The 25,343-nt window shown below is 62.5% G+C and carries 26 protein-coding genes and 1 pseudogene; 16 read left to right on the top strand and 11 right to left on the bottom strand.

Annotated features, from left to right (window positions below; all coding sequences use genetic code 11):
- Positions 1-4: 4 nt before the first annotated feature.
- Positions 5-379, bottom strand: coding sequence for a transcriptional regulator (locus E2N92_RS03315; RefSeq protein WP_220682280.1), 375 nt, complete (start codon positions 377-379; stop codon positions 5-7).
- A 120-nt stretch (positions 380-499) separates the two neighbouring features.
- On the opposite strand from E2N92_RS03315, the gene fdhD reads away from it, so the two are divergent.
- From fdhD to E2N92_RS03235, 16 genes are all read left to right on the top strand, one after another.
- Positions 500-1,228 (top strand): formate dehydrogenase accessory sulfurtransferase FdhD, encoded by a 729-nt coding sequence (gene fdhD / locus E2N92_RS03310; RefSeq protein ID WP_220682279.1) that lies wholly within the window; start codon positions 500-502, stop codon positions 1,226-1,228.
- Between the two features lie 3 nt (positions 1,229-1,231).
- The gene (locus E2N92_RS03305) at positions 1,232-1,702 is read left to right on the top strand and encodes a DUF1890 domain-containing protein (RefSeq protein ID WP_220682278.1); all 471 of its coding nucleotides are present in this window, start codon (positions 1,232-1,234) and stop codon (positions 1,700-1,702) included.
- A complete protein-coding gene (locus tag E2N92_RS03300; RefSeq protein WP_220682277.1) occupies positions 1,690-1,962 on the top strand; it encodes a DUF1894 domain-containing protein in 273 nt (90 codons plus the stop codon). Before E2N92_RS03305 ends, E2N92_RS03300 begins: the two co-directional genes overlap by 13 nt.
- Positions 1,959-2,237, top strand: a complete 279-nt coding sequence (locus E2N92_RS03295) for a ubiquitin-like small modifier protein 1 (RefSeq protein WP_220682276.1) — start codon at positions 1,959-1,961, stop codon at positions 2,235-2,237. The genes E2N92_RS03300 and E2N92_RS03295 overlap by 4 nt, the downstream gene beginning before the upstream one ends.
- Positions 2,238-3,032: 795 nt before the next feature.
- The gene (locus E2N92_RS03290; protein WP_220682275.1) at positions 3,033-3,863 is read left to right on the top strand and encodes a sulfite exporter TauE/SafE family protein; all 831 of its coding nucleotides are present in this window, start codon (positions 3,033-3,035) and stop codon (positions 3,861-3,863) included.
- 27 nt (positions 3,864-3,890) lie between these two features.
- A complete protein-coding gene (locus E2N92_RS03285; protein WP_246589295.1) occupies positions 3,891-5,147 on the top strand; it encodes an SLC13 family permease in 1,257 nt (418 codons plus the stop codon).
- A 1,356-nt stretch (positions 5,148-6,503) separates the two neighbouring features.
- Positions 6,504-6,665: a rubredoxin gene (rd, locus tag E2N92_RS03280; protein WP_220682274.1), complete on the top strand. Its 162-nt coding sequence runs from the start codon at positions 6,504-6,506 to the stop codon at positions 6,663-6,665.
- A gap of 108 nt (positions 6,666-6,773) precedes the next feature.
- Positions 6,774-6,935: a rubredoxin gene (locus E2N92_RS03275; RefSeq protein ID WP_220682273.1), complete on the top strand. Its 162-nt coding sequence runs from the start codon at positions 6,774-6,776 to the stop codon at positions 6,933-6,935.
- A 3-nt stretch (positions 6,936-6,938) separates the two neighbouring features.
- Positions 6,939-8,126, top strand: coding sequence for an FprA family A-type flavoprotein (locus E2N92_RS03270; protein ID WP_220682272.1), 1,188 nt, complete (start codon positions 6,939-6,941; stop codon positions 8,124-8,126).
- A 9-nt stretch (positions 8,127-8,135) separates the two neighbouring features.
- Complete coding sequence (locus E2N92_RS03265) at positions 8,136-8,522, top strand: desulfoferrodoxin (protein WP_343222855.1); 387 nt, start codon at positions 8,136-8,138, stop codon at positions 8,520-8,522.
- A 1,554-nt stretch (positions 8,523-10,076) separates the two neighbouring features.
- Positions 10,077-11,054, top strand: coding sequence for a phosphoribulokinase (locus E2N92_RS03260; protein ID WP_220682271.1), 978 nt, complete (start codon positions 10,077-10,079; stop codon positions 11,052-11,054).
- Between the two features lie 47 nt (positions 11,055-11,101).
- On the top strand, positions 11,102-12,562 hold the full coding sequence (locus E2N92_RS03255; protein ID WP_220682270.1) for a TrkH family potassium uptake protein: 1,461 nt from the start codon (positions 11,102-11,104) through the stop codon (positions 12,560-12,562).
- 11 nt (positions 12,563-12,573) lie between these two features.
- Positions 12,574-12,771 carry a hypothetical protein gene (locus E2N92_RS03250; RefSeq protein WP_220682269.1) on the top strand — a complete coding sequence of 66 codons (198 nt, stop codon included), beginning with the start codon at positions 12,574-12,576 and terminating at the stop codon, positions 12,769-12,771.
- Positions 12,772-12,991: 220 nt separating this feature from the next.
- The gene (gene cfbC, locus E2N92_RS03245) at positions 12,992-13,810 is read left to right on the top strand and encodes a Ni-sirohydrochlorin a,c-diamide reductive cyclase ATP-dependent reductase subunit (protein WP_220682268.1); all 819 of its coding nucleotides are present in this window, start codon (positions 12,992-12,994) and stop codon (positions 13,808-13,810) included.
- Positions 13,770-14,813, top strand: coding sequence for a nitrogenase component 1 (locus tag E2N92_RS03240; RefSeq protein ID WP_220682267.1), 1,044 nt, complete (start codon positions 13,770-13,772; stop codon positions 14,811-14,813). The genes cfbC and E2N92_RS03240 overlap by 41 nt, the downstream gene beginning before the upstream one ends.
- The gene (locus E2N92_RS03235; RefSeq protein WP_246589294.1) at positions 14,806-15,903 is read left to right on the top strand and encodes a nitrogenase component 1; all 1,098 of its coding nucleotides are present in this window, start codon (positions 14,806-14,808) and stop codon (positions 15,901-15,903) included. Before E2N92_RS03240 ends, E2N92_RS03235 begins: the two co-directional genes overlap by 8 nt.
- Positions 15,904-16,359: 456 nt before the next feature.
- Here the strand turns inward: E2N92_RS03235 and E2N92_RS03230 are convergent, their stop codons facing one another.
- The 10 genes and pseudogenes from E2N92_RS03230 to E2N92_RS03190 form a co-directional block, all read right to left on the bottom strand.
- Complete coding sequence (locus E2N92_RS03230; protein ID WP_220682266.1) at positions 16,360-17,142, bottom strand: energy-coupling factor transporter transmembrane component T family protein; 783 nt, start codon at positions 17,140-17,142, stop codon at positions 16,360-16,362.
- Positions 17,139-18,095, bottom strand: coding sequence for an energy-coupling factor ABC transporter ATP-binding protein (locus tag E2N92_RS03225; protein WP_425515764.1), 957 nt, complete (start codon positions 18,093-18,095; stop codon positions 17,139-17,141). The genes E2N92_RS03230 and E2N92_RS03225 overlap by 4 nt, the downstream gene beginning before the upstream one ends.
- Positions 18,069-18,590 (bottom strand): annotated as a pseudogene (locus E2N92_RS13780) (energy-coupling factor ABC transporter ATP-binding protein); the annotation flags it as partial. The pseudogene E2N92_RS13780 and the gene E2N92_RS03225, both read right to left, overlap by 27 nt.
- On the bottom strand, positions 18,571-19,125 hold the full coding sequence (locus tag E2N92_RS03220) for an ECF transporter S component (protein WP_220682264.1): 555 nt from the start codon (positions 19,123-19,125) through the stop codon (positions 18,571-18,573). The gene E2N92_RS03220 and the pseudogene E2N92_RS13780, both read right to left, overlap by 20 nt.
- The gene (locus E2N92_RS03215) at positions 19,122-19,913 is read right to left on the bottom strand and encodes a hypothetical protein (RefSeq protein ID WP_220682263.1); all 792 of its coding nucleotides are present in this window, start codon (positions 19,911-19,913) and stop codon (positions 19,122-19,124) included. The genes E2N92_RS03220 and E2N92_RS03215 overlap by 4 nt, the downstream gene beginning before the upstream one ends.
- 1 nt (position 19,914) lies before the next feature.
- On the bottom strand, positions 19,915-20,619 hold the full coding sequence (locus tag E2N92_RS03210; RefSeq protein WP_220682262.1) for an ABC transporter substrate-binding protein: 705 nt from the start codon (positions 20,617-20,619) through the stop codon (positions 19,915-19,917).
- A gap of 118 nt (positions 20,620-20,737) precedes the next feature.
- Positions 20,738-22,204 carry a hypothetical protein gene (locus E2N92_RS03205; protein ID WP_220682261.1) on the bottom strand — a complete coding sequence of 489 codons (1,467 nt, stop codon included), beginning with the start codon at positions 22,202-22,204 and terminating at the stop codon, positions 20,738-20,740.
- Entirely contained in the window at positions 22,201-23,151 is a 951-nt protein-coding gene (locus E2N92_RS03200) for a vWA domain-containing protein (RefSeq protein WP_220682260.1), read from the bottom strand. The genes E2N92_RS03205 and E2N92_RS03200 overlap by 4 nt, the downstream gene beginning before the upstream one ends.
- Positions 23,152-24,015, bottom strand: coding sequence for a DUF58 domain-containing protein (locus E2N92_RS03195; protein ID WP_220682259.1), 864 nt, complete (start codon positions 24,013-24,015; stop codon positions 23,152-23,154). It lies immediately after the preceding gene.
- Positions 24,015-24,926, bottom strand: a complete 912-nt coding sequence (locus E2N92_RS03190) for an AAA family ATPase (protein WP_425515759.1) — start codon at positions 24,924-24,926, stop codon at positions 24,015-24,017. Before E2N92_RS03190 ends, E2N92_RS03195 begins: the two co-directional genes overlap by 1 nt.
- Between the last annotated feature and the right edge of the window lie 417 nt (positions 24,927-25,343).

Below are 25,343 nucleotides of genomic sequence, written 5' to 3'. Positions count from 1 at the left end.
GTATTCAGGGGTGGTCGTCAGTGACGTGGTGCGGGGAGATGTTGCAGAACATGGTGCGGGCGCACGGACTCCCGTCATCTTCGATCAGGCCGCCGGAGCGCACCTGCATGCAGATGTCGCACATCCGCAGGCCCATATGTCCGACTCGATCGGCCACCATATCGTCGGCGAGTATTCTGATAGAACCGATCACCTCGGTGCCGAGTTCGATCTTGCAGCCGCGCTTTTTGGAGGCGTACTGGGAGACCGATGCCGGCGTGATCCCGAGCATCTGGGCAACCTGCTTCTGGGGCAGCCCTTTTGTGATCAGTTCCTGCACAAGACATGCCCGGATAGACGGGAGGATCAGCCAGACGCCAGTCTCACACGGGAGCTTCATAGAATCACAATCCATAAATTCGGAGCGTTATGATTAACAATTGTTAATGGGGATATCATATAATGGTTGGGAACGTGTCAACGTCAGGATCCTTGAATGCATCCGCACAGGAATGATATGATGGATCTCTATAAATGTCGGTGTATCCAGGTCAGGGGGGGGAAGGCGAACGAGATCGTTGACGAGGTCTGTGCCGAACGGCGGTATCGTCTTCAGGTGAACGGCATGCCGGTCACCGGGATGGTCGCCTCGGCCGAGCAACTTGAGGAGCTTGGAGCGGGTTTTGTCGTTGCAGAGGGGCTTGCCGGGCATGTCGAAGGGGTCGAGGTGCAAGACAGGGAGATCAGGGTTACGGCCGCTCTCCGTCCCCGCGGCGAAGAGGTCGTCGGGTCCTCTGGGGGAGCATCCTTTCTCCGTCCGTTGCCTCGCGTTACCTCCGATCTGCAGGTCGGCGTCGACGATATCTACCGGATGACCGCCGCCATCGAGTCGGACGACTGGCGCCGGACCGGAGGTCTTCACTGTTCGGTTCTCTTCTGCGGCGGCGAACTTGTAGCGAAGGCCTGCGATGTCGGTCGGCACAACACCGTCGACAAGGTGATCGGCCGTGCCGTGCTCGGCGGTCTCGACCGGTCGCGCTGTGTCATCGGGTGCACGGGCCGGCAACCGGTCGGGATGGTGGCCAAGGCCGCGCATGCCGGGATCCCGATCGTCATCTCGCGGGCGGCCTCGACCGACCGCGGGATCGCGGCCGCAGAAGAGGCCGGGATCACCCTCATCTGCTTCTCGAGGGGGGACCGATTCACCGTCTACACCCATCCGGAGCGGGTTGCAGGGTTGATGGAGTGAAAAATGGAAATATCGGATGAAAAAAGAAAGGAAGGTCTGATCATCCTGGGGTGTCCGGAGGCCCCTGCGCAGGTGAGTCTTGCCGTCCACCTGGCGCACGGTCTCAGGCGGTCGGGGTATGCGCCGGTGGTCGCCGGCAACCCGTCCGCACGGCAGCTCCTTGCGATGGCCGATCCTGAGCATCACTATATCGGTGAGATGCTCGACCTCGAGAGATGCATCGAAGAGATCTCGACGGATGAACGGGACTATGACCTCTCCTTTGTGCTGGTACACCGTGAGAGCGGGGTCAGTTATGCCGGCACGGTGAGTGTGGTCTCGGCCGGGCGGGTGGTCGCGGTGGTCTTCGGCAAGGAGGCGGAAGCCCTCGCATCGCTCATCGACTTCGACTGCGAGACGGTGGTCGCCCCGGCAGTCCACAACCCCATGCCGCTGAAGAAGGCGATCGACAGGGTGATGAAATGGGATGTGTAGAGGCCCTCAACTATGAGGTGCTCCTTCGACATTGCTCGTTCAAGGAGTACCGCGCATTTATCAAGAAGCATTACCGAGAAGTCTATGAGGTACAGCCGGGGTACAAGATATTCGACCTGGCCCTCATCGGGGTGCCGCCGATACCCATCGGCGTGGACGGGAACTTTGTGATCTTCCCGTATACCAAGCCGTGCCACGGCACCTTTGTCCTGAAGGTTGAAGGAAAAGAAGAAATAGAGAAACTGAGGTCCGGAAAATGAGAATCAAAATAAAGTCCTTTGCAACGTTCAGAAATATCCTTGAGAACGAGCGTGAGATGGAAGTGGCTGAGGGCACGACTGTCGCTGCTCTCCTTGACCTGCTCATCAAGGAGCGTCCCCCTCTCAGGGATGCGATGTTCGAGGCACCCGGTGTCCTCCTGGACCATGTCAATATCCTCAGGAACGGGAGAAACATCCATTTTGAGGACGGTCTCGAGACCCGTATCGCCGACAAAGACGTGATATCGCTCTTCCCGCCGGTCGGCGGCGGATGAGAAAAAAGTTGAAGTCAGGTGAGGTTGGGCAGAGACGGCAGGAGGTGGGCGGGTCCACGCCCCCCCAGAAATGGACCGCAGCCCTTCCTGCCAACAGGATAGGAGGTATGGTGAAAAGGGCCTCCACCTGCTATATCCTGCACACCAGTGTGGCTGTGCTGTGATGAACTCCGGCAACCAGCATGTTGCCGTCCGCCAGTGCAACGATGTACGATGGAGTCACGTCCATCCCGCCCCTGAATGGGGACGGCCTGGCAGGCCCGGCAAGCCTGTACTTCTCCTTACTTTCCGACACCCCGTCATCGAGATGAAGCGCGTCCCCCCACTTACGCACTTCATAGTGTCTCTGGGGCAAAGGACTCCTATCGGGGATCTGGTATTTAAATGTTTTCTGCACCTCCTGGTCGGGTGACGGGAGCGGAATGATCTCTCATTTCAGAGGGCGGGAGCGAGATCGAAAGATCCGGGGATCTTTTCTGAATGAACGTGTCCATGCCAGGGGCCGGTCAGATTGCCGGGATCTCCGGTTCCAGGATCCGGCCCGCGGGTGCTCAACAAGCTTTATATATTGGTTCGGAGTTACACAACACTTTCTGCAGCCTCAGACCTGACGCCCGGGCAGCCCGGTTCCCGGCCCTCGGCACCGTTTTCAGGCGGTTCATCAGCCTCTCCGCCCCGCAAAAGATTTCATCTATTCTGTGTCCCTATCTCCTTCAGGAAATTTATCGGTCCCGCCACGATGGTGCGACCGCCCGAAAAGAAGAAATAGCAACCTATCAGGAACGCGCATAGACCATGACCGACCTCATCTATCTTCTGGTTCTTGCCGGTACCGGCCTCCTTGTCGGAGTGCTCTCCGGACTCCTCGGCGTCGGCGGGGGGTTCATCATGGTCCCGATACAGTTCAGTCTTTTTTTATCGCTCGGCATCCCTGAAGACCTCGCGCTCAGACTCTCATTCGGGACAAGTCTGGCGGTCATCCTCCCCACGGTGGTGAGCGGGGCCCTCGGCCACCACCGGAAGGGTGCGGTCGTCTGGCGTGCCGGTGTCCTCCTTGGTCTCTCCAGTCTGACGGGCGCCGTCGTCGGGGCGTTCATCGCGACACATCTCCCGGCCGCGCCTCTCGAGATCTTCTTCGGGCTCATCGTCATTGCTGCGGGCGCCCGCACTTATCTCTCTTCCCCTGAAGGAGAAGCGGGCGGGGCACCCCTGGTTAGCACCCGCACCTGCCTCCTCTGGGGCCTGCCCGTCGGTCTGGTCTCCGGGCTCAGCGGGATCGGTGGTGGTGTCCTCCTCGTCCCGATCCTGGTGGTGGTCATGCACTTCGGGATGCGCCATGCCGTCGCCACCTCGATGGTCGTGATGATCTTCACCGCGAGCGGAGGAATCGTCTCGTACATGCTCAACGGCCTCGGAGTCCCTGGCCTGCCACCCACCGCCGTCGGCTATGTCGACCTCCTCCAGGCAGCGGTCCTTGCGGCGGCGAGCATTCCGGCCGCCCAGGTCGGGGCCGTCATGGCCCACCACGTCCCCCAGCAGTTCCTGAAATACGCCTTCGTTGCGCTCACCGTCTTCCTCGGGCTGAAGATGATCGGTGTCTTCTCTTTCCTCGGCATCCCTCTCTGAGAGAGTCCATGGGAAAAGAGATCCCCTTTGAGCGCGTACATAATCGGCACGGATATCGCCCTCGTCATCGCGCTGGTGGTCTTTCTCCTCATCGCCTTCAGGCAGGTGCTCCCCTCGCCTCCGGCGATCTGGCAGATCATGGTTGGAGGAGCCGTCGCCATGCTCCTCGCCGGTGCCGTGACCCCTGTTGCGGCGATCACGGCCATCGACCTGGAGGTGATGATCGTTCTCTTCTCGGTCCTGCTGCTGGGCGCCGCCCTGGAGGAGAGCGGATGGCTTGCCGCCTTCGCCGGGAAACTTCTCGGCAGGGCCGGGACGACCGGGGCGCTGGTGACGCTTGTCGTCGTTCTGGCTGCGGTCGGCGCTGCGGTTCTCACCAACGACACGATTGCCGTCATCGGCACCCCGCTTCTTCTTGGCTATGCCAGGCATACCGGGATCAGGCCGCACCTCCTCCTGCTCGCTCTCGCCTTTGGGATAACAACCGGGAGTGCCGCCAGTCCGGTCGGGAACCCCCAGAACCTGCTGGTGGCGGTACACGGTGGTTTTTCCGAACCCTTCGTCCAGTTCTTCACCGCGCTCGCTCCGCCGACCGCAATCGCTCTGGTCCTGGTCTGTGCCGTCCTCTACGCTACCGCCAGAGACGAATGGGGAAGGCCATGCGGCCGGGCCGCAGTATCGGCCGCCGAAGACCGTGTGCTTGTCGGCCTGGTCCGCCTCTCTCTCCTGACCGTCGTGCTCCTCCTGGCGGTCAGGACCTTCTTCCCCCAGATCTTTCCTGGGGCCGCGATACCGCTCGCCGCCGTCGCGGCATCGGCCGCCGTACCCTTCCTTCTTTCCGGGCGGCGGACCGTTCTCCTCCGTAGCGTGGACTGGCCGACGCTCGTCTTCTTTGCCGCCATGTTCGTCGTGATGGAGGGGGTACGGGAGAGCGGCGTCCTTGAGGGGGCGCCGGGGTGGGGGAGTCCTGCGGCCCTCGGCGTCCCTGCCGTCATCGCGACCGGGATGATCGCCAGTCAGGTCATCTCCAACGTCCCCTTCGTTGCCCTTGCCCTCCCTCTCCTCGAACAGGCCGGGGCAGGCCCAGAAACCCTGCTTGCCCTTGCGGCCGGGAGCACCATCGCCGGAAACCTCACCATCCTCGGGGCGGCGAGCAACATCATCATCGTGCAGGGCGCGGAACGTCGCGGGGTCACCCTGAGTTTTGGCGCGTTCATGCGTCCTGGTGTTCCGCTCGGTATTGCGCAGGCGGTGGTGTACACGGCCTGGCTTGTGATGGTCTGAGGGACTGTCGCGCCTCGGAATTGAACTGAAAATCGGCTCTGTAGAGAACTCACTTTATCCAGGAGGTCATCCCTAAACTCTCCGGCCTTGTTATGTGAGGGGGAGACGTTTCTGAATTACGGTGTCTTTCAAGAGCTTGCTGCCGCCCCTTGGCTATCTTCGTCGTGGGGGGTCCGGGGGGTCTCCCCCCGGCGCGAACCGACGGTGAAGGTTCTGCGATTGAAGGGCAGCCGATCATTCTGAGGGAGTTTCTGTACTTTGTATCTCAGGTATGAATGATCCTGGTGAGGAGAAATCATCATACAAGCCGTCCTGATCGATCGTCAGGATCATTTTCATGGTAAACCCTCACCTTTTCCGGGTGCGAGCGTGATTCACCCGCCTTCCCCCATCTTCTCGCCGGAGGCGAGTGCCGCCCGGACCCCCGGGATGGCGATAGAGTCGGGAAGGTAAATCGATGGCCATGAAAAGCGTACTGCCTTCACCCGCCTATCTTCGCGCGGGGGGAGCGGGGGGCGGCGAGCCCCCCGCAGAGATATTCATCAAGAGGCTTTCTACAAAGCCGAAATAACAGAACAGATCCGGTAATGAGGGACGGCATGGTTGGATCATCACGCTGTTCTGTCGTCGTGACCCCGAAGATAGAACTGGAACGGGAAAGGATCAATCACTCTTCAGCGGGTTCACGCGTTCGTGCCGTCCCCACTCTCTCTTCTCGCGAAAAGGCAGAACAGTTCATGAGGGTGGGACGGCTGTTCTGATCATCACGCCATTCTGTTTTCATGACCCCGGAGATTGGGGTGGGGCGGTAAGAGGCGATCATCATTCAACAGGATCACGCGTGGTGCCGTCCCCGTCTTCTCCTTTTCGTGAAACGGCAAAACAGTTCATGGAAAGGGGGGACGGCATCATGGTCTGATCGTTACACTGTCCCGTATTCATGACCCCGAAGATAGACCACGGACGGGGGGCGGTCGATCTTTGTCGACGTCCCCCGCACTATCTCCTCGCGAAATGGCAGGAAAGATTCGATGACGGGGGGGACGGCATGGCTGATCATCACGCCGTTCTGTTTTCATGACCCCAAAGATAGGAGCAGGACGGGAGAGAGCACACTAAACCGTGCCGTTCCCCGTCCTATCCTCTCACGAGATGGTAGACCGGATCTGATGAGGGAAGGACACAACCAATCTCCATGAAGAGGTGAATGCCGATGGAAGACATGGATCAGGGCTCTTCTAAGACCTGATCTGCGAGAGTTTCGGATCTCAGATATTTCCCGGAACATCCCGGACATGCCGGGATTGTTTCGGAAAAGATATATGAGAAAAGGTGCGAGGTGAAGAACGGTGAACTATGGACCGTTATCAATGCACAATCTGCGGATATATCTACGACCCTGAGAAAGGAGACCCAGACGGTGCGGTCGGGCCGGGTACCCCCTTTGAAGACCTCCCCGACGATTGGACCTGTCCGGTCTGCGGGGCGGCGAAGAGCGACTTTGTGAAGATGAACTGAGCCGGTACGCGATTCACCGGCGGCTGGAAGGCCTTCCCTTCCTGCATCTTCTGTTCTTTCCTGATACGAAGACTTATAGCAGAAAATGACGACTGGGCAGGTGATCCCATGACGAAATACAAGTGCTCGATCTGTGGTCATATCTATGACCCGGCAAAGGGGGAGCCCGGCCAGGGTATTGCTGCAGGGACCGGGTTTGTAAACCTGCCTGACGAATGGACGTGCCCGATCTGCGGGGCCGTGAAGGCAAAGTTCAACCAGGTCGGATGAGCGATGGCGGTACGTGAGATCGCACCCGGCGTCCACGCGGTGGGGGCCGTCGACTGGAACCTGCGTCTCTTCGACGCCCTGATCGGCACCCCGCAGGGGACGAGTTACAATGCCTATGTGGTGAAGGGAAGCGAGAAGACGGCGCTCATCGACACCGTCGACCCGAAGTTCGAGGAAGACCTCCTCAAGAACCTGATGCGGCTCGGCCTCGGCTCGCTCGACTACATCGTGATCAACCATGCCGAGCAGGACCACTCCGGGACGCTCCCGCTCCTCCTGGAGATGTTCCCGGCGGCGACGGTCATCGCCGACGAGAAGTGCCGGGACCTCCTGCTGCGTCTTCTCCTCGTGCCTGAGGAGCGGATCCGGATCGTCAAGGACGGAGAGGCCCTCGACCTCGGCGGGAAGACCCTTGAGTTCATGGTCACCCCCTGGGTTCACTGGCCCGAGACGATGATGACCTATGAACGCGAGGACGGGATCCTCTTCTCCTGTGACCTCTTCGGTTCTCACCTTGCCACGAGCGAACTCTATGCCGACGACTTCATGCAGATCCGCCCCGCGGCCAAACGTTACTATGCCGAGATCATGATGCCCTTCAGGGCGAGTGTGAGGGCGGCCCTCGAACGGGTGAGTGCCCTGGACCTGCAGGTCATCGCCCCGAGCCACGGGCCGCTGTACCGCAACCCTGTGCTCATCCTCGACGCCTATGCGGAGTGGACCTCTGATGCGGTGAAGAACCTGGTCCTCATCCCCTATGTCTCGATGCACGGCAGCACCGCGAAGATGGTCTCCTTCTTCACCGACGCCCTCATCGAGCGGGGTGTGGAGGTGCAGCCCTACGACCTCACCCGGGCGGACCTCGGTGAGGTGGCGATGACGGCCGTCGACGCCGCGACGATCGTCTTCGCGGCGCCGACCGTGCTCTTCGGTCCGCACCCGGCGGCGGTCCATGCCTCGTATCTCCTCTCGATCCTCAGGCCGAAGACGAAGTTCGTCTCGGTCATCGGTTCGTACGGCTGGGGCGGGAAGACGGTGCAGCACCTCAAGGAGACGCTCTCCCATCTGGATGCCGAGATGATCGAACCGGTCTATGTGCGGGGCTATCCGGGCGGCGAGGACCTTGCGGCGCTGGCCGGTCTCGCCGACACAATCGTTAAAAAGCATGAAGATGTAGTCCCCAGATCGTAGGAGGCATGTATGATGACCAAAATCCTGGACGTCTACAAATGTGAGGAATGCGGGAACGTCGTGAAGATCGCCCATGCCGGCGAGGGCGAACTGGTCTGTTGCGGGCGGCCGATGATCAGGATGGAGGAGCAGTGGGAGGAGGCCGGGATGGGCGAGAAGCATGTCCCTGTCCTTGAGAAGGCTGCAGGAGGCATAAAGGTCAAGATCGGAAGCGTCCCCCACCCGATGGAGGAGAAGCACTATATCGAATGGGTCGAGGTCAGGAAGGGGCGCAAACTCTGTGTCCACAAACTCAAACCCGGCGATGCGCCGGAGGCAGAGTTCCCGGTGGACGACACCAACGCAAAGACCCGCATCTACTGCAATATCCACGGGCTCTGGACGAATCGGAAATAATTTTTTTTTGGCTGTGTTGAATCAGGCGTGAACCTCCGGCTCAAGCATACGCGATGAAAATTTTTCTGATGAAATCTTCGGGTGTGGAAGAGTCTATGATCATTCCCGTGTGATGGTATGGTGAGTGTGAACACCACTCTATCGCCGCCCCTCGGCGCGAGACGGCGGTGAAGAGTCTGCGATGAGGGCGGCACGCCTGATCATCATCATCACGCCTTCCTCCATCTTCGCGCCGGGGGCGCTGCCCCCGGACCCCAGGGATGGCGATTAGGGCGAGAAGGCGGCGAGAGGCCATGAAGATGGGCTGCGATCCTCCACCAATCTTCATCAGCGGGGGGTCCGCGGGCGGCACGCCCTCCGGTGGAGGATAGGGTTCAGAATTCCAGATATGAAGCGCTTCGATCTGAGGGGATGTTCAGGCCTCAGAGAGTTTTGGGATATGCTCCATGAAAATCTCATGTCGCAGTTTTCGTGAGCGTGGAAGGATTGATCCTATTGATCCTTCTCCTTGCGAGAGGGAAATGGTCAGAAATCTCTTCGCCTGCCCCCCCTATCCTCTGTCTGAGGGTGGATTCCGGGGGACCGATGGGCCGCCCCCACCTCTCTGGAGATCTGACCATATATGCCTCCTTTCTGGGATCAGCCACTCCGATCGGGGGCCGTATCGGGCATATCCTGCGATCCCGACAGAATGGAGCCGATTCAAGAAATGCCGGAAAATACCTGCACTCTCGACGCCCTCAGAGGGCCCGTATGATTGGCAGAGATATGGTGACCCTGGTCGGGTACGGTACGTCGAAATATGGGCCCTGAGTCCGGCCGGAAATCGGCTCGATTTTGAAGGGAATATCTGCGGGTTCTGGCCGAGAGACTCCAAAAATATGGCTCTGTAGAAAACATCCCCTTTTCATCACCTCAACCCTCCTGCGACCTTCATCCATCGCCTTCCCTCATGCTTATGCCGGGGACTCAGCCACCGGACCCCCGGGATGAAGATGGGAGAAGGCGGTTGAATCGCATTCGCACCCAGAAAAGGTGAGGGTTTACCATGAAAATGATCCCGAAGATCCTCTCTTCAGGTTTGCATGGGAGTTTGAACTCGCCATACTCATTTGAAGCCGATACACCGGGATTAGAGACTTCCTATGATAGATTGGCTGCCCTAAATCATCAAATCTTTCTCACAATCTCGCGCCGGGGGTTGCACCCCCGGACCCCCCACGACGAAGATAGGTGGGGGCGGCGATGGAACTCGATCCCCCCGATTCTCCTGTCTGAATATGGGAGATCAAGCGACGGGAAATTTTCATCGCGTATGCTTGAGCCGGGGGTTCATGGTGAATTCTACAGGGCCAAAATATGGTTATATTCGAGAATATCCGGCTGTGCAGAGGTTCATCGACCCCGATCTCCCGTGAACCCCGATCTCCTTCAAGTGCTCTTCCTGGTGACCCGGAGGATCCCCTCTGCCGCGATTTCGAAAGACTCTGTTTCATCCCCTCCAGTGGAAGAGGGTGCGCAAGCCTTATTCATCCGGGCCCATAAGTTCGGATGATGAAACCGCCCAACTTCAGGGAACAACTCGCATGCTCGGATCGGGTCTTCACCATCGGGGTGGCGGGAGACAGCGGGTCGGGGAAGACCACCTTTACCCGGGCGATCAGGGCGATCTTCGGCCCCGAACTCGTCGCGACCATCACCCTCGACGACTATCACCGCTACGATCGCGAGGAACGCAGGCACCTCGGGATCACCCCGCTCGTCCCTGAAGCAAACGACCTCGACCTCCTGGCCGAGCATATCAGCCGCCTGAAAGACGGGAAATCGATCGAGAAACCGATTTACGACCACACCGCCGGCACTTTTGCCGACCCGGTTCCTTTCTCCCCGGCGCGGGTGCTCATCCTGGAGGGCCTCCACACCCTCTTCACCCCGGCCCTGCGCGGCCTCCTCGACTTCTCGCTCTTCGTCGACCCCGACCCGGCGGTCAAGAGGCTCTGGAAACTCCGGCGCGACATGGAACGGCGCGGCTACCGGAAAGAAGAGGTGCTCGCCGAGATGGAGGCCCGCCTTCCCGACTACGAACGCTACATCGCCCCCCAGCGGCGATATGCCGATGTGGTGATCGGGATCGCCTGCTCGGGCTACGGGCGCGAGGCGAGCCTGGAGCATGACATCTATCAGGTCACGCTCTATCAGAAACCGCTGGTGCGGCAGACGATGGAGATCGGCCTATCCATCGACCTCGGCGAGATCCTGATGCTCTCCGACCGCCCGTTCAGCCTCGGGTACAGCGTCGAATCTCTCGACGGCAGGGAGATGAGCGCGATCACCCTCGACGGCGAATTGAACCATTCGGCCATCAGAAAACTCGCCAGGACCATCGGTCAGCAGACCAGTGCCGAGGGGGTGGAGGTCTATCAGAACCGTCATTATCTCCCGGCCGGCGAAGTCGCAGAACTCATCCTTGCCTGGCGGATCATCAACCGCTGGTTCGTGCTCACCGGCGAAGGACGGCGAGACCCGCCCTGACCGAGGAGAGAAAAAGGATAAGAGGTCAGGAGCAGAACCTTGTCTGGATGGACCGGACAGAGTATATCTCCGCTATCGCTCCAGATATCGGGAGGATCCTCAGATTTATTGGGGTCGTCACCTGCCTCCCCCTCATTGTCGCCCTCATCTATCAGGAGTGGGAGATGCTCCTGCCCATGGGGCTCGTCCCCATCATCTATGTCGTCTTCGGCACGCTGCTGATGCAGGTGCCCCGTCCTGCCCGTGAGGCCAAACTCTCCGCGGCCCTTGCGGCCGTCGCGCTCATCTGGCTTCTCTCGGCGGTCATCGGGTCGGTTCCCTTCATCGTCGGCCTCGGGATGCCGATCACTGACAGCATCTTTGAGGCGATGTCCGGGTGGACCGACACTGGCATGACGCTCCTCCCCGACGTCGACGCCACTCCCAGAACGCTTCTCTTCTGGCGGTCCTTCATGCAATGGCTCGGCGGGATCGGGATCGTCGCCTTCACCATCGCCCTGGCAAGCCGTTCCGGGCTGGTCCAGCGGGGGCTGTACCGCTCAGAGGGCAGGACCGAGGCCTTCATGCCGAGTGTCGTCGCGACCGGGTTTGCGATGTGGCGGATCTATATTATCATCACGCTCCTCTCCATCGGGCTTGTCCTCCTCTCCGGCGTCACGCTCTGGGATGCCACGAACCTTGCGATGACCGCCATCGCCACCGGCGGGTTCACCGTCCACTCGGAAGGGATTCCCTTCTACCAGAACGCGACCCTCGAGTTCCTCCTTGTCCCGGTGATGATCGCCGGTGCGATGCCCTTCAAGCTCTACTACCTGATGTACCATAACCGCAAGTTCGGCTTCTTCGGAGACCGTCAGGCCATCGCCCTCCTCGCCCTCACCGGTGTGGGATTTCTGGTCGTCGCCCTCGACCTCGTGTACCTCACCGGCGCAGAGACCATGGACGCCATCCGTCAGGGCCTCTTCATGGCGACCGCGGGGATCACGAGCACCGGTTTCCAGAACACCTCCCCCTACACCTGGCCGTCGGTCACGGTCCTCTTCCTGGTGATCTTCATGCTCATCGGCGGGTCTTCAGGGTCGACCGCCGGTGGGATGAAGATCTCCAGGGTGATCCTCGGGCTCGAAAGTCTTGTCTGGTGGTTCAAGCGGATCTTCGTCTCCGGCAAGGTCGTCGTCCCCTTCAGACATGGGGGCAAGACGGTGCAGAAGAACATCGCCGAGGTCGAGGTCTCGAAGAACATGCTGATCATCATCCTCTACTTCCTCACCGTCTTCATCTGCACCATCGTTGTCTTCCACCTGGAGCACGGCGCCCCCTTCGAGTCCTCGCATGTGATCTTCGAGATCGTCTCGGCCTTCTGCAACAACGGGATCAGCACCGGTTTTGTCACGCCCGATATGAGCCTGGGTTCCAAGTGGCTCTTTATCTTCCTGATGTGGTTCGGGCGTCTGGAACTGGTGCCGATCCTGGTCCTCTTCGTCGGCCTTGCCAAAGGGTTTGAGTGAGGGGAAGGCCTATGATGATCGACGAGCCGCCCACAATCGTCGGATCTTCACCGCCACCTCGCGCCGGGGGGATTGCACCCCCCGAACCCCCCACGACGAAGATGGATGGGGGCGGCATGATGCTCGACTTCGATTCACTCCTCGAACGCCAGGGTGAGGATCAAGAATCGATCCAGTTCTGGTATGATATTTTCATCACGTATTCTTGAGGCGTGCTTTCGCCTCATGAGCAATTCTAAAAAGCCGGTTTTGCCGCACTTGGCTCTCTCTCTCTTGACGTTGGGGTGGACCGGTCCGCTTCAGAAACGGTTCATCCAGCATGCCCGCGTATCGTCGGCATCACGCCCGGATCTCCGATCGGAGAGAACTACATTTCTTGTGTTAAAACCAACCGACTATATATCGGATGTATTCCTATAGTACCGGGATATGAAACAGATCGCCCTCTACGGGAAGGGTGGGATCGGGAAGTCCACCACCTCCGCGAACCTCTCCGCAGCACTGGGAGCAAGAGGACTCGACGTGCTCCAGATCGGGTGCGACCCGAAGAGGGACAGCACCAGGATGCTGATGAACGGGGCATGGATCCCGACCGTCCTCGACCTCGTCCGGGAGAAGGGGGAGGACGGCGTCTCGATCGACGAAGTGGTCCGCGAGGGCTTTGCCGGTGTCAGGTGCGTGGAGGCCGGCGGCCCTGAGCCCGGGATCGGGTGTGCCGGCCGCGGGATCATCGCCACCTTCAGACTTCTGGAACGACTTGGAGCGCTCCACGGCGACGTTATTGTCTACGATGTCCTCGGTGACGTGGTCTGCGGCGGGTTTGCGATGCCGATGCGGGAGGGCTATGCCGAGGAGGTCTACCTGGTCACCTCGGGCGAACTGATGTCGCTGTACGCGGCGAACAATATCGCCAAGGCGGTGGCACGCCTTGCAAAACGCTCGAAGCAGACCTGCAGTCTTGCCGGCGTCATCTGCAACGCGAAGAACATGGCCGGCGAGGAGGAACTGGTCCGCGAGTTTGCGCAACGGATCAACTCCGAGATGGTGGCCTACATCCCGCGCTCACGCACCGTGCAGCTCGCCGAGGTCCACAAGCAGACGGTGATGGAGTACGCCCCCGACTCCGAGCAGGCGGCGGTGTACCGGGAACTTGCCGGGCGTGTCCTCACCAACGACCGGACGTCGACCCCGACACCTCTTGAGATGGATGAACTCGAAGACCTTGCACTCCAGTTCGCAGAGATATGAGGGGTGCACCCTCACCGGCGCCCTCTCGATCACGGCAGGGGTAGAGGACGCGGTGACGGTGGTCCACGGCCCCGAGGGCTGCGCCCACCACAACGTCTCCCTTCTTCATGCGGTCATGGCCGAGCAGGGGCGCCCCGCGGTCCCGAGGATCGTCCCGACCGGTCTCTCCGAGCAGGGCGTGATCTTCGGCGGCGAGGAGGACCTGGCCGCGACCCTCAGGGCGGTGGCCGACAAGAGGCCGGGCGTCATCTTTGTCCTGACCACCTGCATCACCGAGACGATCGGGGACGACGCCGCTTCGGTCTGCAGCGAGGACTACGGCGTCCCGGTGGTCCTGCTCCCGACCGCCGGTTTTCTCGGCGGGTGTTTTTCCGACGGGCTGAACGCGGCTCTCACGGCCATGGCGGGACTGGCCGACCCGGTCGAGGAGGCCGGGGAGACGGTCACCGTCATCGGGGAGAAGAACCTGGAGTACGAGGTGGAGGAGAACTTCACCGAGGTGGAACGGTTGCTTGCGTCCCTGGGCCTCGAGGTCGGGCTTCGTTTTGTCCGGGATGTGCGCTATGCCGACCTCAAGCAGGTCGGGGCCGGGCGGCTCAACATTCTCAGGGAACCGTCCCTGGCGCCGGTGGGCGAGATGCTGAAGGAGCGGTTCGGCACCCCGTACATCTCCTCGTTTCCCATCGGTCTGGAGGGGAGCACCGCCTTTCTCGAAGAGGTGGGAGTGCTCCTGGACCTCCGGGCCGAAGAAGCGGTGCGGCAGGAGGAGGAACGGCAGCGCGCGATGCTTGCTTCGTTTGCAGACCTACGCGGCTCGGTCTTCTCTCTCGACCCCATGACCTTCAGGGCCCTGGAGTGCACGCCGGTGCGACGGGTGATGGAGGCGCTCGACCTGCAGGTCGATTCCGACGACGCCGGGGTCAGTCTCCCGTACAGCCCGCCGGTGGGGACGGCCGGGATCAGGCGGCTGCTTCACCGGTGGAGGAGGCGAGTCCGTGCCTGAGTGTCCGTGCCCCGACCCGCTCTGGCCGTGCGCGATGACCGGGGCGGTCGCCTGCCTTTCAGGATTTACCGGACTGGAGGTGGTGATCCACGGTTCGTCGGGCTGCTACTTCTATCCGGCCTCCCTCCTCAAGCGCCCGGTGCATGCCACCCTCCTCGTCGAGGACGAGGTGATCATGGGTTCAGAGGAGCGCCTCCGCTCGGTCGTCTCCGAGGTGGCGTCCTCAGGCCTCCCGGTGGCGGTCGTCCTCTCCTGCGTCCCGGCGGTGATCGGCGAGGACATCAGGGGAGCGCTCGACGGCATGGACGTCGTCGTCGTCGATAGTCCGGGTTTTGCCGGGAGGATGGAGGAAGGGTATATGCGGGCGCTCGCGGCCCTCGCCCCCGAGGTAGGGGACAGGGAGGAGGGGGTCACCATCGACGGGCTCAATCCGGTCGACCCCTTCTACCTGGGCAACCTTTATGAGACGCAGCGGCTCGTGAGCCTGGCAGGCGGGAAGGTGGCCGCGGCCCTCGCCGCCGGCCCGCTCGAGCGGGTGAAGCGGTGCGGCCCGGTGGCTCTCCAGACCAACCCGGACCTTGCGTCAGGGGTCGGGAGAAACGCGGGCTCCCTCCTCGGCCTGGACGCGACGGTCGCCGCGGTCTCGGCGGCCGCCGACCGGTGCGACCTCGACCCCGACCCGGTGGCGAAGGAGGCGCAGGCCGCGGAGGAGCGGATCGACCATCTCTGCGACAAGTTTCTCGCCCGTCACGACCCACCGGCGGCGGCGGTCTTCGGGGGGCGGGCATATGCCGACTTTGCCGCCCGCGCCCTGCGGCGCTATCTCGACGCAGAGATCGTCTGCCTTGCCCCGCGCACTGGCGAGGGCGCGACGGTCTCCCTGGAAGAGATGCAGGACCGCATCGCCGCGGCCGACCCCGACCTCATCCTGGGCTCTTCATATGAGCACGCCGCCGCCCCTGAGGTGTCGTACGTCGGGCTCACCTTCCCGCAGCGCGGGCAGGTCCGTCTCCATGCCCGGCCGATCGTCGGTGTCGAGGGGACCCTGGCCTTGATGGAAGCGGTGCTCAATGCCTGCGGTCGGTCATAAGAGTGCTGTGAATTTTTTTGTGAGGGTGGCCCTCTGATGATCTGCTATCCCTCATGCGCTTCGCCGTGGTGTTGTCCCCGAGACGAGCATGTGGAGAAGACGCGATGATCAGGCGTGCCGCCCCCCATCGCAGGTTCTTCACCGGTGTCTCGCGCCGGGGGTTTCACCCCCGGACTCCCACGACGAAGATGGGCGGGGGCGGCGATGAAACCAGATCTTCCAGATAGCCCGTCTCGAGGATTGGGATCCGCCCACACGTGAAGCGTTGCTCAGAAAATTTTCGTCGCGTATGCTCGAACCAGGGGTTCATGCCGAACTTTGCAGATCCAATTTTCGGGATAATTCAGATAGCGCTCTCGAAGACCTAGGGTCTTCTCATACTCGCCTACGCTTGCAGCTACCCGACCCCCAGGATGGCGATGGGACCGTGATGGTATGAGGAATATTGCTGAACCCTCATAAGAGGAAGGAGGCCGCGACGCCGAAGAGGACACATCCGAGCAGGGCGGCGTCCTCCCCCCACCCTGTCCGCCGCACCTGATAACAGGTCGGGCGTGCGGCGGCCCCGAAGCCCCGGCACTGCATCGCTTCGGAGACCTGCCGCGCCCTGGAGAGGACCGAGACCGTCGCGGGCACGGCGAGGGCCAGGATCTTATGCCGGTTCTTGACGAGATTTCCTCTGTCGAACTCAAGGGCCCTGGACCGCTGGGCGTCCATGATGTTTCCGATATCTTCGGTGAGGGCCGAGACCGACCTGAGGGCATAGCCCAGGGAGAAGGCCAGGGTGTTGGGGAGGCCGGAGGCCCGCAGGCTTCTGACAAAGTCGGAGAAGGCGGTCGTCATGATGAAGAGAAAGGAAAACCCTCCGACCGCGAGGAGGCGCAGGCACATCGCCGCCGAGAAGAGAAGCCCGCCGGTGGAGAGGACCGGGTGGAAGATCCAGACCTCGGCCGAGAAATAGGTCGTGCCCCAGGCGGCCCGCGGGAAGAAGGCGTCGATGACGAGGATACAGATGAGGACCGGGAGGAGGAGGCGCAGCGACCTGATGAAGGGACGGGTCAGGTGCGAGAGGGCGGCGATGGCGAGCACGGTCCCGAAGACGAGGAGCAGAGGGCGGGCATCTTCGGTCGCCATCGCCGCCATGCTGAACAGGACGAGGGCGACCAGTTTTGTCCTGGGGTCGAGGCGGTGGAGCCAGGTGTTTTCCTTGATATAGTGCACCCCTCTCTGCCGTTTCATTGCTCTGCTCTCCCTATCTGGACGATCGTTCCGTCCTGTATCCTGACCTCGCGCCCGCCGAGGAGGGCGGCGAACTCCCGGTCGTGGGTGGTGACGAGCACCGCCTTTCCGTCCCTCGCATAGCGGCGCAACCCCTCTGCAAGTCCGGCCTTGCGGGCCGGGTCGAGGCCAAGGGTGGGTTCGTCGAGGACAAGCACCGGCGTCTCCATGGCAAGGATGCCTGCAATGGCCACTCGCTGTTTCTCGCCGACCGAGAGGTTGAGAGGGTGGGCAAGACGGCCGATCCGGTCCAGGCCCAGGGCGTTCATCACCCGACCGACCGACGCCTCCTTTTTTTCCGGGGAGAACCCGAGGTTCTCGGGTGCGAAAGAGATCTCGTCCTCGATCGTCTCGGCAAAGAGCTGGGTGTCGGCATGCTGTGCAAGAAATCCGACCGACGAGGCGATCTCGGCCACCGACTTTCCTCTGATCTCCTCTCCTCCGACCCTCACGGTTCCCCGGTCGGGCGTGAGAAGACCGTTGACATGGCGGAGCAGCGTGCTCTTCCCGGACCCGTTCGGACCGGCGAGGACGACCACCTCCCCGGCATGGACCGTGAGGGTGGCGCCGTTGAGGGCCGGGCGGGCGGCGCCGGGGTAGGTGTAGACGATCCCTTCAAAGGAGAGAAGAGGCGGGCGGTCAGGCACTTCCGATCCGGTCCCGTCGCCGGCCGGATCGCGTTCAGGCGCCTGAAGCCCCGCACTCACCGGCGGGCCGTCATAACAGATCGCGCCGTCCTGGACCGAGACGAGTCTGGAACAGACCCTGGAGAAATGTTCGTACCGGTGTTCGGCGACGACGATCGTCAGCCCGGTCTCCTCGTTCAACCTCTTCAGGACAGAGACGAGGTGGCCCGCACCGCTCTGGTCTATCCCCGAGGTCGGTTCGTCCAGGAGGAGGACGCTGGGGCGCATCGCAACGACCGAGGCGATGGCGACCCGTTGCCGCTCTCCCCAGGAGAGGGCGTTCACCTCTCGCTGCAGGAGGTGCCCGACCCCGACGGCTCCGGCCGCCTCATCGATCCGTCCTTTCATCTTCGCGGGGTCCGTCCCGAGTTGCTCGAGGCCGAAGGCGATCTCGCTCTCGACATCGCTTGAGAAGAGCTGGTGGTCGGGGTCCTGGAAGACGGTGCCGACCAGGCGTGCGAGGTCGCAGACGCGGGTGGCGGCCGGGTCTTTCCCGCAGACCCGCACGTCCCCCGTGGCCGTGCCCTGTATCCCGTCATGCTGGAAGAGCCCGTTGATGCACCTGAGAAGCGTGGACTTTCCCGCACCCGAGGGGCCGGTGAGGAGAACGAATTCTCCCGGTTTGATGGAAAGGTCGAGGTCTCTCAGGACCGTGCCCCGGTCCTGGTAGGTGCATGAGAGGCCGCGGATATCGATGATGGGGTCAGGACGAGGAGGGCGCACCCGCGATCACTCCTGCTCTGATGAGGCGGGCAATGACAAGGGCACCGATCACTCCGCCGATCCCGCCGAAGACCAGATGGGTCACCGAGGCCACCCCTACGCCGAGGACGATGAAGGTGGCCGGGACGCCGAGGAGGAGGTGGACGCTGTAGTTCACCGCCATCTTTGCGATGCTCCCGGCGGCGCCGGCGATGAAGCCCACGGCGGGGTTGTCCATCCTGAAGTTGAAGACCAGGGCGGTGGCGTCGATGACCAGGCCCATGGCGAGGTACTTGAAGACGTCGAAGAGATGGAGGGCTTCGAGCCCGAAGAAGGAGGCGAGCAGTCCGGTGATCAGGCCGATATAGGTCGCGGCTCCGGGTTTCCGTACCACGCCGCAGCCGACGAGGAAGGGGATCACCACAAAGAGACTGGAGTGGCCGGGCGAGTGGAGCGGGACTTTGATCAGCACCTTCGAGACAAAGATGAGGGCGCCGCAGAGGGAGAGGACGGCGATCTCATAGGGGGAGAAGTAGGGTTCTTTTCTGGTCATCATACCGCCTCCGTCATGAGCCTGAGCGAGAAGGTGTCGGGCTGGGGTCGGTCCACGGCGACGAGGAGGTACACGGCGCCGACCTGGCTTCCCCCCGTATGGGTGATGAAGAAACGTCCCGCGGAGGGGGCGTCGGTGGTGACCTGGCCTTTGCGTTGTGCGAGGTCGGTGGTGATATGCAGGGCGTCCTGCCCGACTTTGTTCTGCGGGAACCAGAAGGCGACGGTCGCCGTGGGGATCTCGTCGGGGCCGAGGCCGTGGGTGTTGGCAAGTCTCATCTCCACCCACTCGCCGGTGTGCGTGAACGGAGAGGCCTGCGGCATCCCGCGTCCGGGTGCGGCCGTCCCCGTGACCACGAGGCCGGAGGCCCCGTAGCCGTCCTGCCTGCTGGTCCATGCCCTCCCGCTCCCGGCCCTTTTGCCGTACAGGTAGAAGGCGGCAGTGCCGGAGAGGTCTTTGAAGGCATAGTCGACGGCGACCGAGCGGGTCGTATACAGGGCCGGGTTGCCGCCCTGTGGGGTTTCGTTCAGTCTGACGAGCATGAAGTACCACTGCTCGTCCTCGCCGGTGGCAGGGAGTATATTGAGGGAGAGGGGGGTGAGGTATGGACGCCAGTCCTGCGGGCCGTAGAGGAAGTCGGCCCGCGAGAAGGTCATGTCCGAACTGACCGGGGGTTCCCGCCCGGTTTCAGGGCCGTAAAGCCCCTCGGCAGAGATCTGAACCGCCAGAGCCGTTGCTGCGATGGCGATGAGCAGCGCAAAGGCGACGACGACTCTGGTGCGGAATTCCATCTCAATCTCTTTTCACAGGGATGATGTGTCCGTCCTGTTCATCGACGATGAGGACGACCCAGCCCCCGATCGGGCAGGGCTTCACCGATTTTCCTTCCGGTGCCTCGATGATCCCTTTTGTGACCTGCCGGCCGTCACGGGTGATGATGGCATCGATCCCGGCCTCAAGAAGTTCTTCGGCGGTGCACAGGCCGGTGATCTCTCTGATCCGTCCGACCTGGAGGAACCGTCCGTCGTTCCCGGCCCGGGCAAGCCCGATTCCGGCCATGGACCCGATGACCCCGTCTTCGGTCCCGCCGAGTCCCTTGAGCCTGATGTCCAGGTTCTTTGCAAGGCTTCGTGCCATCTCCTGGGTGAGCACCTTTGACTTGGCGTCCTTGCCGAAGGCGAGGAGGGCCGGGGTGACCTGACTGGCCGAGGCGACGGCCAGGCCCGGGTCGCTGCCCTCGACGAAGTCGTCGAGCATCATCTGTTCTGTCATCTCGAAGATCGCAGGGATGTCCTGTTTTTCGGCATGCGGGAGGTGAAGGACGGCGCAGGAGTTGTGCGAGGTATAGGGGATGGCGTCGTTGACATAGAGCTGGTGGCGTGTGACGCCAAAGACCTCATACTCTTCGGCGAGGGCCGCTGCAACAGACCTGGCAAGCCTCCCGGTCCCGCGGGAGTTGAGGTTGTCGGTATCGTCCATGGCTACGTAGACTGTCATTGAAATCTCGTGTACTTTTTCACGTGGATAGATTATAAGGGTGCAGGATTTAATCCCGGAACTCTCTGTGAAATCGTTGGATTTTGGAGGTTCAGGAGATGAAGGATGTTAAATGGAGTTATTGAACATCTTCATCTTCATTCGTGATGATCTCCCTGACCTCCGCGACGATCGTCATGAAATCCGTCTTATCCGGGGTTTCGCCGCCAAAAGAGACGCGGCTACACTTTGAAAGCACGTTCTGGATCTTTAAAGTCGTTCGATCCGCCTCTGCGAGGAGTGCGATCGTCTCTTCGTCGGTGAGTTCTCTGCCCCTGCCGCGGGTCATGGAGATCTCTTCTCTGAGGGCCCGCGCCGCACCCCGGTAGGCCTGCACCCGCTCGCCGGCCTTATAGTCGGCCTCGGCCCTCGCAAGGATCTCTGCCGGGGACGGCCCGGGAGCAGGGACGCTCTTCTCTTCAGGAAGGGGAAGAGGCGGCACCTCATCCTGCCGTCGGCGGTAGGTGGCGTAGGCCAGGACCAGGAGCAGGGTGCATCCGGCCATCAGGCCGATGAGCGGGACCCAGTTCATCTGCCAGTCCAGGCTCACCTCCCTGACCTTACCCCCACTCAGGACGGCGCGGATCTCTGCGATCCCCTCGCCATATGAGAAGGAATAGAACTGATCCTCGTGGGTGAGGTTCATGACCGTCCTGCCGCGGGCAAGTCCCTCGCCGGTCACCTGGCCGGCGTACTCCTGGAAGGTCAGGTTGTCGGCCACGAGGCCGGGGATCTGGATGGGGACGGCCGAGTCCAGGCAGGCATAGGCGAGGTCGTCGTGCATCACGCCGTCGATCCTGGCCTCTTCGACCTCGCCCCGCAGATAGGTGAGGGTGAACGTCCCGCTCTCGGGCTCGGCATCCTGTCCGGCCTGCTGGAAGCCGTCGATCTTCAACCGGTGGTCGAGGCGCAGGACCACCGGATCGGTCATCACCCTGGCGAGGAGGTCGTCTCGCGCCTCCCGCACCGACCGGTCCTCCTCTGCCATTCCTGCCCTGAGGGCGTCGGCGTCCTGTGGCATCTGCCCGGCCTGGACCATCCGGTCGGTCGCCGACGAAGATCCGGTTCGGCTGCTGCTCGTTCCTTCCTGGGACTGCGGCGCCGCCGTCTCGACCGAGGTCACCTTTGTCTCCTCCTCGGCCTGGGTCTCTTCTTCCGTCACCTCCTCGACGAAGCGGACGATCACTCCAGAGAGATGCGCCGCCTTCCCGTCGTACTCGAAGGTGACCGCAAGCCCGAAGGTCGCGGGGAGGTCGGAGGTGCCGAGCGCGACGGCGAGGGTGTTCTCCCCGGCTCCGACCGTGATGCTCCTGACCTGACTCCTGCCGGCGCCGACGGTTCCGTCCTTCGGGGTCAGCGCCACGGTGAGGGTGCCGGGCACCTCGGTCGCCAGGGAGCTGGCGACGTCCAGCGTGACCTCCCCGGTCTCTCCGATCTGGAAGACGTATTCGCTCTGCGGTGTCGAGAGGGTGACGTCGCCGGCGCTCCCCATCCCGACGATGGCAAGGAGGAGGAGGAGAAAGAGAAGCATGAACCGTCGGGTCATGGGAGGATCCTCCCCCTTCCATATCGCAGCCAACATTCAGCAAGGAGAACGAGGACGGCCGCAACGAAGAAGGCCCCGGCGACATCGGTCTCCTCCGGTTCCCGCTCGATCTCGGCCGGGAGGGCGGCATAGATCTCCTGCAGGGTGTCGCCGTCCACCGACCTGAAATACTTCCCGCCGGTTGTCGCCGCCACCTCCCTGAGCGTCTTCTCGTCGAGGCGGGCATACTGGGTGGACCCGTCCTCGGCTGTGCCGAAGGCGACCGGGCCTGCGGAGCCGAGGCCGACGGTATAGACCCGGACGCCCCGCTCCACCGCAAACCCGGCGGCCTGCGCCGGCGAGATGATGCCGGCATTGTTCATCCCGTCCGAGAGGATGACGACCACTTTCTTCCGGTTCGGGATGGCGTCGGCCATGTCCACGGCGAGGGCGAGACCGTCGCCGAGGGCGGTGGGGCCGTCCCGGGGTTTGATGGCCTGGAGTTTTCCGATGACCCGCTCGTGGTCCGGAGAGAGGTAGGCGGCGCTCATCGCCCCGTTCTCGAAGATGACGACGCCCGCGTAGTCCTCGCTCTCCAGTCCGTCGAGCAGTTTTTCTGCGGCCGACTTTGCCGACGAGAGGCGGTCTGGCGGGTAGTCGGTCGCCGCCATGCTCCCCGAGGTATCGATGGCGAGCACCACTGAGACGCCTTCGTGTATCCCTTCCAGCGGGACGTGGGGGCCGGCGAGGCCGGTGATCAGGAGAGCGACGGCAAGGAGGGTGAGGAGGAAGAGGACCTGCGGCCGCCTGGAAGGTTTCGTCTCCCCGATTGCCTCCTTGAGTATGGAAACACCTGAGAAGAGCAGCGCTTCTTTCTTCCGCCTTTTCTCCGCCCTGAGGTAGAGGAGATACAGAACGGGCAGGCCGAGGAGGCCGAGGAGCCAGAGGGGATGAGAAAATCCGGCCATTCAGCGCCGCCCCCGCTCTTGCATCAGGGTCTCCCTGAGGTCGTCCCCGGCCGTGAGGGGGATCAGCGGGGCCCGGCACTCGCCGGCGGCCAGGGCGAGGGTGCGTGCGTGTCCGGCGGCGGCCTCACTGAAACGCCGCCTGAGTGCGGGGTCGGAGGTGTCGACGATCATCTGTTCCCCGCTCTCCGCGTCCTCCAGGGAGATGAGGCCGAGGTCGGGGAGAGTCTCTTCGTGGGGGTCGGTGACGCGGAGGAGCACCACCCGGTGCTTCTTTCCGAGCACCTTCAGCGCCTCGGTGAAGGGCGGGGTGACGAAGTCCGAGATGATGAGGACGGTGCTCAGCGGCGGAAGGGACGGGGTGAGGGCGCCGAGCGCGGTCTGCAGGTCGGTCCGGCCCGAGAAGGGCAGCCGCGCGAGGAGGGCCGAGAGGAGGACGGCCACATGCCGCCGTCCCCGCCGCGCCGGGACGAGACTCTCCATCCGGTCGGAGAAGAGGCAGAGGCCCACCCGGTCGCCGCACGACTCGGCACCGAGGACGAGGGCCGCCGCCGCGTCGATGATCGTCCGGTCTTTCTGGCCGGCCCCGGCAAACCCTCCCGAGGCCGAGCAGTCGATGGCGATGTAGAGGTTCATCTCGCGGTCTTCGGTATATTCCCTGACATAGGGGGCGGCGCGACGGGCGGTGACCTTCCAGTCGATGGTGCGCACGTCGTCGCCCGGGACGTAGGCCCTGATCCCGGCAAACTCGATCCCCTGCCCGACGAGGGGGGAGCGGTGCCCGCCGGCAAAGGTGCCGCCGGCCTGGAGGAGGGCCATCAGCGGCACCGGTCTCACCCGCGCGATCAGGTCGGCGGCCGTCTCCATCACGGCACCTCGACGACGCCGAGCACCTCGTCGATGATCGCGTCGCTCCTGACCCCGCAGGCGTCTGCCGCATAGGTGAGGAGGATGCGGTGGCGCAGGGCGTTGTGGGCGACGGCCTTGATGTCGTGAGGGACGATGTAGGTGCGGCCTTCCAGGAGGGCGCGGGCCTTGGCCCCCAGCACGAGGGAGAGGGTGGCACGCGGCGAGGCGCCCCACTCGATGTACTCGCCGGTCCGGAGGGCGTACTTGTCGGGGTGGCGGGTGGCGTCCACGATCCTGGCGGCGTACTCCCGCACCGCCGGGTCGGCGCGGACGGCGCGCGCGGTGGCCTGAATGTTCTGGAGTTCAGGGACGGTGAGGACGCAGGCGGGGGCGACCTCGGTCCTGGCGGCGAACCGGTCGAGGATCTCGACCTCGTCCTCCACGCCCGGATAGTCCATGATGAGTTTGAAGAGGAAGCGGTCGGTCTGGGCCTCGGGGAGGGGGTAGGTTCCTTCGGACTCGATCGGGTTCTGGGTGGCCAGGACGAAGAAGGGATCGGGCAGGGCACAGGTCTCGCCCTGGATGGTGACCTGCCGCTCCTGCATCGCCTCGAGGAGGGCCGACTGGACCTTCGGCGGGGCGCGGTTGATCTCGTCTGCCAGGACGATGTTGTGGAAGACCGGGCCCTTCACCAGGGAGAAGACCCCATCGTGCTGGCGATAGACGGTCGTGCCGGTGATATCCGAGGGGAGGAGGTCGGGGGTGAACTGGATGCGGGCGAACGAGCAGGCGGTGCAGGCGGCGAGCGTCCGGACGGTGAGGGTCTTTGCCAGGCCCGGCACCCCTTCGAGGAGGACGTTGCCCCCCGCGACGAGGGCGGTGAGGAGGTCTCGGATCGTCTCCTCCTGCCCGACGATCACCCGCTGCATCTCCTCTTTTACCTGTATGAGAGCGTCTCTGCACTCCTGTATCCGGGCGGTTCCTTCTTCTGTCGATATTGTGTTATTCTGCACGGGATCACGGCCTTGTGTCATAGTTTTTGAGACCTGCCAATATTATCGTGTTGATCTGTCGCCGATGTTAAGGGCAGATAGTTTCCCGCATCTGCCCCGGTCGGTCTATGGGCATATTGTACGTTTTTTTCCATTTTGAATGATCATGGATGGGCTCTCTCGCGGCGGGGGCAAAACGAAAGATATATTTTGTCTGAGATCATCAAACATAATTGTTTGATTAACGCTTTATGTTAATCAACGTCCATGAACAGATCGGCAGACCACACACCTTCGAGGGATACACCCGGACAGGGGACCGGGGCAGACTACACTCCATGAATCATCCCGGCC

Origin of the sequence: Methanofollis formosanus (genome assembly GCF_019633745.1) — an archaeon.
Classification (GTDB): domain Archaea; phylum Halobacteriota; class Methanomicrobia; order Methanomicrobiales; family Methanofollaceae; genus Methanofollis; species Methanofollis formosanus.
Note: the sequence above shows the minus strand (reverse complement) of the source record. Positions and strands in the feature narration are given on the sequence as shown.

Bases quoted from the DNA above. Each gene is read 5' to 3' on its own strand.
- E2N92_RS03305 (WP_220682278.1), top strand. From the start codon at position 1,232: ATGGAAATATCGGATGAAAAAAGAAAGGAAGGTCTGATCATCCTGGGG.
- E2N92_RS03220 (WP_220682264.1), bottom strand. From the start codon at position 19,125: ATGATGACCAGAAAAGAACCCTACTTCTCCCCCTATGAGATCGCCGTC.
- E2N92_RS03200 (WP_220682260.1), bottom strand. From the start codon at position 23,151: ATGGCCGGATTTTCTCATCCCCTCTGGCTCCTCGGCCTCCTCGGCCTG.
- E2N92_RS03300 (WP_220682277.1), top strand. From the start codon at position 1,690: ATGGGATGTGTAGAGGCCCTCAACTATGAGGTGCTCCTTCGACATTGC.
- E2N92_RS03205 (WP_220682261.1), bottom strand. From the start codon at position 22,204: ATGACCCGACGGTTCATGCTTCTCTTTCTCCTCCTCCTCCTTGCCATC.
- E2N92_RS03315 (WP_220682280.1), bottom strand. From the start codon at position 379: ATGAAGCTCCCGTGTGAGACTGGCGTCTGGCTGATCCTCCCGTCTATC.
- E2N92_RS03275 (WP_220682273.1), top strand. From the start codon at position 6,774: ATGACGAAATACAAGTGCTCGATCTGTGGTCATATCTATGACCCGGCA.
- E2N92_RS03190 (WP_425515759.1), bottom strand. From the start codon at position 24,926: ATGCAGCGGGTGATCGTCGGGCAGGAGGAGACGATCCGAGACCTCCTC.
- E2N92_RS03295 (WP_220682276.1), top strand. From the start codon at position 1,959: ATGAGAATCAAAATAAAGTCCTTTGCAACGTTCAGAAATATCCTTGAG.
- E2N92_RS03240 (WP_220682267.1), top strand. From the start codon at position 13,770: ATGAACTCGAAGACCTTGCACTCCAGTTCGCAGAGATATGAGGGGTGC.
- E2N92_RS03255 (WP_220682270.1), top strand. From the start codon at position 11,102: ATGGACCGGACAGAGTATATCTCCGCTATCGCTCCAGATATCGGGAGG.
- fdhD (WP_220682279.1), top strand. From the start codon at position 500: ATGGATCTCTATAAATGTCGGTGTATCCAGGTCAGGGGGGGGAAGGCG.
- rd (WP_220682274.1), top strand. From the start codon at position 6,504: ATGGACCGTTATCAATGCACAATCTGCGGATATATCTACGACCCTGAG.
- E2N92_RS03225 (WP_425515764.1), bottom strand. From the start codon at position 18,095: ATGCGCCCCAGCGTCCTCCTCCTGGACGAACCGACCTCGGGGATAGAC.
- E2N92_RS03215 (WP_220682263.1), bottom strand. From the start codon at position 19,913: ATGGAATTCCGCACCAGAGTCGTCGTCGCCTTTGCGCTGCTCATCGCC.
- E2N92_RS03195 (WP_220682259.1), bottom strand. From the start codon at position 24,015: ATGGAGACGGCCGCCGACCTGATCGCGCGGGTGAGACCGGTGCCGCTG.
- E2N92_RS03210 (WP_220682262.1), bottom strand. From the start codon at position 20,619: ATGACAGTCTACGTAGCCATGGACGATACCGACAACCTCAACTCCCGC.
- E2N92_RS03260 (WP_220682271.1), top strand. From the start codon at position 10,077: ATGAAACCGCCCAACTTCAGGGAACAACTCGCATGCTCGGATCGGGTC.
- E2N92_RS03270 (WP_220682272.1), top strand. From the start codon at position 6,939: ATGGCGGTACGTGAGATCGCACCCGGCGTCCACGCGGTGGGGGCCGTC.
- E2N92_RS03250 (WP_220682269.1), top strand. From the start codon at position 12,574: ATGATGATCGACGAGCCGCCCACAATCGTCGGATCTTCACCGCCACCT.
- E2N92_RS03290 (WP_220682275.1), top strand. From the start codon at position 3,033: ATGACCGACCTCATCTATCTTCTGGTTCTTGCCGGTACCGGCCTCCTT.
- E2N92_RS03230 (WP_220682266.1), bottom strand. From the start codon at position 17,142: ATGAAACGGCAGAGAGGGGTGCACTATATCAAGGAAAACACCTGGCTC.
- cfbC (WP_220682268.1), top strand. From the start codon at position 12,992: ATGAAACAGATCGCCCTCTACGGGAAGGGTGGGATCGGGAAGTCCACC.
- E2N92_RS03265 (WP_343222855.1), top strand. From the start codon at position 8,136: ATGATGACCAAAATCCTGGACGTCTACAAATGTGAGGAATGCGGGAAC.